The 2,685-nt window shown below is 29.0% G+C and carries 3 protein-coding genes and 2 pseudogenes; 1 reads left to right on the forward strand and 4 read right to left on the reverse strand.

What is annotated here, in order from left to right; translation table 11 throughout:
* Positions 1-305, forward strand: a pseudogene (locus B2R82_RS24135) (transposase); the annotation flags it as partial.
* A gap of 13 nt (positions 306-318) precedes the next feature.
* On the opposite strand, the gene B2R82_RS22845 reads toward B2R82_RS24135, so the two are convergent.
* The 4 genes and pseudogenes from B2R82_RS22845 to B2R82_RS22860 all read right to left on the reverse strand — a co-directional run.
* Entirely contained in the window at positions 319-954 is a 636-nt protein-coding gene (locus B2R82_RS22845) for a hypothetical protein (RefSeq protein ID WP_286927251.1), read from the reverse strand.
* A gap of 41 nt (positions 955-995) precedes the next feature.
* On the reverse strand, positions 996-1,376 hold the full coding sequence (locus B2R82_RS22850) for a hypothetical protein (protein ID WP_286927253.1): 381 nt from the start codon (positions 1,374-1,376) through the stop codon (positions 996-998).
* A 293-nt stretch (positions 1,377-1,669) separates the two neighbouring features.
* On the reverse strand, positions 1,670-1,888 hold the full coding sequence (locus B2R82_RS22855) for a hypothetical protein (protein WP_286927255.1): 219 nt from the start codon (positions 1,886-1,888) through the stop codon (positions 1,670-1,672).
* Positions 1,889-2,581: 693 nt separating this feature from the next.
* Positions 2,582-2,685 (reverse strand): annotated as a pseudogene (locus B2R82_RS22860) (competence protein ComG); the annotation flags it as partial.

Below are 2,685 nucleotides of genomic sequence, written 5' to 3' on the forward strand. Positions count from 1 at the left end.
ATGACGAATCGTTTTGATTTAAGTGCAGATGAAGTCGCTGAACTGTATAAGTCACGCTGGGCAATTGAACTGTTTTTCAAGTGGATGAAACAGCATCTGAACATTAAAAGTTCTACGGGCAAAGCGAGCAAGCAGTGCACAATCAGGTGTACATTGCGATGATTGTATACTGCTTAAACGTGCTAGCACAGCTTCACACAAACAGTTCACGGACGTATCTACAAATTAGTAGGTACTTAAAAGCAGTACTATGGAAACCGGCACGTATTTGGCTTCGGAAAATAGAAGGAAATACAGTACCATAAGGATTTTGAATCCTCAGTTGCCCCAGTCAAAGGTTATAGTAAAAAAAGGGTGTTTACTACTTTTTAAAATATCTCCTAGTAAAAGTGCATCATATCCTCCACTTTTATTTAATTTATAAATACTATCCCCTGTGAGATGTATTACATTTCTTAAAGTAGATTCAATATATGGCACCATAATATGAACAAACGCAATATAATTATCATTAAAATAACTTTCTAAACCTGAAAATAGAATTGGATGATTTTCTTCAATTAAAATAGGTGACGTAAATAAAATATCTCCTAGTTTTTTTGCATCTAACTCATATTTTTGAATTAATTTCTTGAATATATCATTGAAAAATGAAGATTGTACTCCTATAGTGATTTCTAGTTGATTTGCTAAACGATCTTGTTTATTCGATAAATCTAAAGAAGTAATAGGCATACCATCTTTATTAATTTTCACATGCGAAATTAACTCGCTTAATAAACCAATCCCCTTTTTTCTTCTTTCTTCAATCATTTTTAAATTATCATCTATATCAGGAATAAATCTTACTGCAAGCATTTTTAAATCAAACTCTAAGTTTTGTGTATAGTAGCTATTTATATAAGTTTCGTATTTTTCTCTATCTATTGACTTTGTAAAAGTAGTTTCCTTCATTATCTCAACATTGTTTTGTGCAGTCTCAGATATCTTTCTAATTATTCTATTATCAGCATCATGAATTTGATCAGAATGATATAAATTAAAAGTTTATTATATCTAAATTCCTTCAACTGCGATTGTTTAGAATTATTAATGACCTCTTCAATTTTTGTGAGTAATTTTCTTACATCTGTTGTTTGATCTTTTTTAAAATAATATTTTTTCAATTTACTTATCCCGTACTCGATTGCATGAAAATTATCAGTTTTATTTTCTAGTTCCTCTTGGATAAGTCTATTGACTCTTTGAAGCATAGATTCAATTATTTCTTCTTCAAATTCTAAAGAAATATCTAAACCACCTTCAATTATTTCATCGTAAGAAAATCCCCACAATCCAATTAGTTTATCTTCCATAACATTTTCAATCTCAATCATTTTTCGAGCAATTTGCTCTAATTTTTCTCGTTGATTTAAAGTCTTAGCTAAATTTAAAGCTCTAATAATTGAATGTTTAATATCTAAATCTGTTTTATTATTATTACTTTCACTTTGGAATAATAAATAATTATCAATAGCCTTAATTGCATATGTGAATGGATTATTTATACAGCCTCTGTGTAATTTTGAGAAATTCCATACTAAATCGGAATATCTGGCAATAAGATATTGGCTTCTTGATTCTTCGCTTCGTTTTTGCCAATATTTAAGAGTCTCACAAGTGATATCAGTTAAACTTGGATATATAGTATCGGCAAACTCATAAAATGGGTTAAATAACTTCCGATGCCATAATCATAACCATCTTCAACATCCTGTTTAATTGCAAACTGAAAGGCCATAGTTTCATAGTGATAATTTTCTGCATCTTGAAATTTTCGAATTTCAGATTCATAATTATGATAACCTTCAAATTGTAATTCCTCTAAAAATTTCGCTATTTGATTCATATTCAATCCCCTTTCTCTATTGTAGCTGTTAGTTTAAGGTATAACATCATAACGTCATATAATATATTAGCATAAATATCCAAATGTGAAATATTATATATTTAATCAAAATTCACATAGATACAAATCTATAAATTTCCGAAACAATTTATTTAATGCTAGTCCTACTGATATCCTTTTTTAATTTTTCTCCTATTCACCACATTAACAAAATATTTAATCAAGCCTTCTTATTACATCTATTTCTTTGGTAGACCTCAGTTGGACAGATAAAATAAGGACTTGTAAACTTAAACTATCAAATTAAGAGAGCGTGCTACTATGACACGTCAATTTTGAACTTTTTTCCGACTACTTTAAGTTTATCATTTCATAATACCTCTTAATGTAGCATAAATATCCATTTTACCCCTAAGAGAGATGAAATGATTTTGATTAAACATTTTTAAAATCTATAATAATTACATTTTGTAAATGCTAAACTGTTTATGTCTTATGCCATATAGATATCCCCTTATTCATTTAATCTGGGTACAAAATCGCAATTGACATTAATAGGAAGAATTCTTTTTAATCTATCTCTAAAACTTTTCAGCGATATTTTTCTATCTAATAAAATAATTAACCATAAAATTTCCTAGAAAGAAATAAAGCATAAAATTTCCAAACGGAAAATTTATGCTTTACGTCACATCGGATAATCAGACTTTCTTTTAAAAACACTGAGGGAAGTGTAGATACCCGGAAGGCATATGGATCTTTCTCCATTGATTTCTGAAAGGAGCCGCTTTGGGGTT

The sequence above is a fragment of the Lysinibacillus sp. UBA6686 genome (assembly GCF_002455205.1).
Lineage (GTDB): Bacteria > Bacillota > Bacilli > Bacillales_A > Planococcaceae > Lysinibacillus > Lysinibacillus pakistanensis.

Coding starts and splice junctions, on each gene's coding strand:
- B2R82_RS22850 (WP_286927253.1), bottom strand. CDS start 1,376: ATGATTGAGATTGAAAATGTTATGGAAGATAAACTAATTGGATTGTGG.
- B2R82_RS22845 (WP_286927251.1), bottom strand. CDS start 954: ATGAAGGAAACTACTTTTACAAAGTCAATAGATAGAGAAAAATACGAA.
- B2R82_RS22855 (WP_286927255.1), bottom strand. CDS start 1,888: ATGAATCAAATAGCGAAATTTTTAGAGGAATTACAATTTGAAGGTTAT.